The 1,325-nt window shown below is 49.7% G+C and carries 11 tRNA genes and 1 rRNA gene; all 12 read left to right on the forward strand.

Annotated features, from left to right (window positions below):
* Positions 1 to 192: ribosomal RNA gene (locus T473_RS0115595) — 23S ribosomal RNA — on the forward strand; the annotation flags it as partial.
* A 76-nt stretch (positions 193 to 268) separates the two neighbouring features.
* A tRNA-Thr gene (locus tag T473_RS0115600) sits at positions 269 to 343 on the forward strand.
* 6 nt (positions 344 to 349) lie between these two features.
* Positions 350 to 435 (forward strand) — tRNA-Tyr (locus T473_RS0115605).
* Between the two features lie 9 nt (positions 436 to 444).
* Positions 445 to 518, forward strand: a tRNA-Gly gene (locus T473_RS0115610).
* Between the two features lie 16 nt (positions 519 to 534).
* Positions 535 to 611: transfer RNA gene (locus T473_RS0115615), tRNA-Arg, on the forward strand.
* A 3-nt stretch (positions 612 to 614) separates the two neighbouring features.
* Positions 615 to 690: transfer RNA gene (locus tag T473_RS0115620), tRNA-Gln, on the forward strand.
* Between the two features lie 12 nt (positions 691 to 702).
* Positions 703 to 778: transfer RNA gene (locus tag T473_RS0115625), tRNA-Lys, on the forward strand.
* A 1-nt stretch (position 779) separates the two neighbouring features.
* Positions 780 to 868 (forward strand) — tRNA-Ser (locus T473_RS0115630).
* 21 nt (positions 869 to 889) lie between these two features.
* Positions 890 to 981: transfer RNA gene (locus T473_RS0115635), tRNA-Ser, on the forward strand.
* Positions 982 to 989: 8 nt separating this feature from the next.
* Positions 990 to 1,066: transfer RNA gene (locus T473_RS0115640), tRNA-Pro, on the forward strand.
* 17 nt (positions 1,067 to 1,083) lie between these two features.
* Positions 1,084 to 1,157 (forward strand) — tRNA-Met (locus T473_RS18185).
* A gap of 4 nt (positions 1,158 to 1,161) precedes the next feature.
* Positions 1,162 to 1,237, forward strand: a tRNA-Trp gene (locus T473_RS0115650).
* Positions 1,238 to 1,325 lie beyond the last annotated feature (88 nt).

Below are 1,325 nucleotides of genomic sequence, written 5' to 3' on the forward strand. Positions count from 1 at the left end.
CAAGGGCATGGCTGGGTAGCTATGTGTGGAATGGATAAGCGCTGAAAGCATCTAAGCGCGAAGCCGACTTCAAGATAAGATTTCCCACCGCAAGGTTAAGATCCCAGGAAGACTACCTGGTTGATAGGTCGAAGGTGGAAGTGCAGCAATGTATGGAGCTTATCGATACTAATAGATCGAGGACTTGACCTGATTTTAGATGATTTACTAAATTATATATGTAGTTTTCAGAGTGCTAACAAATAAAGTACTGATAAAACTTTCATATGCTGGTGTGGCTCAACGGTAGAGCAGCTGACTTGTAATCAGCAGGTTGTAGGTTCAATTCCTATCACCAGCTCCAAAAATCGGAGGATTTCCCGAGTTGGCCAAAGGGGGCAGACTGTAAATCTGTTAGCTTCGCTTTCGGTGGTTCGAATCCACCATCCTCCACCAATTAAATATGCGGGTGTAGCTCAATGGTAGAGTTCTGGCCTTCCAAGCCAGCTGTGAGGGTTCGATCCCCTTCACCCGCTCCAATATATTAAATTATATGGGTGCATAGCTCAGCTGGATAGAGCAACGCCCTTCTAAGGCGTGTGTCCGGGGTTCGAATCCCTGTGCGCTCACCATATAGGGGATTCGCCAAGTCGGTAAGGCACAGCACTTTGACTGCTGCATGCGTAGGTTCAAGTCCTGCATCCCCTGCCAATTTAATACAATGGTCTATTAGCTCAGTCGGTAGAGCACCTGACTTTTAATCAGGGTGTCCCGCGTTCGAGTCGCGGATAGATCACCATGGAGAGGTGTCCGAGTGGTTTAAGGAGCTGGTCTTGAAAACCAGTGATGCTTAACGGCACCGTGGGTTCGAATCCCACCCTCTCCGCCATTTTTAAAATAAATACAAACTGGAGAAGTACTCAAGTGGCTCAAGAGGATCCCCTGCTAAGGGATTAGGCTGGGTTAACCGGTGCGAGGGTTCGAATCCCTCCTTCTCCGCCAATAAAATTCGAGGTGTAGCGCAGTTTGGTAGCGCACATGGTTTGGGACCATGGGGCCGGGGGTTCGAGTCCCTTCACCTCGACCATTAAAAAATGCAGTTGGCCTTTAGCTCAGTTGGTTAGAGAGCCCGGCTCATAACCGGTAGGTCCGGGGTTCGAGTCCCTGAAGATCCACCAATTTAGGGGTATAGCTCAGTTGGTAGAGCGTCGGTCTCCAAAACCGTGCGCCGGGGGTTCGAGTCCCTCTACCCCTGCCAAAGTAAAACTGTTATATTATCTTCGAGGTGTAGCGCAGTTTGGTAGCGCACATGGTTTGGGACCATGGGGCCGGGGGTTCGAGTCCCT

This window comes from Clostridioides mangenotii TR (genome assembly GCF_000498755.1).
In the GTDB taxonomy this organism is placed as follows: Bacteria; Bacillota; Clostridia; order Peptostreptococcales; family Peptostreptococcaceae; genus Metaclostridioides; species Metaclostridioides mangenotii_A.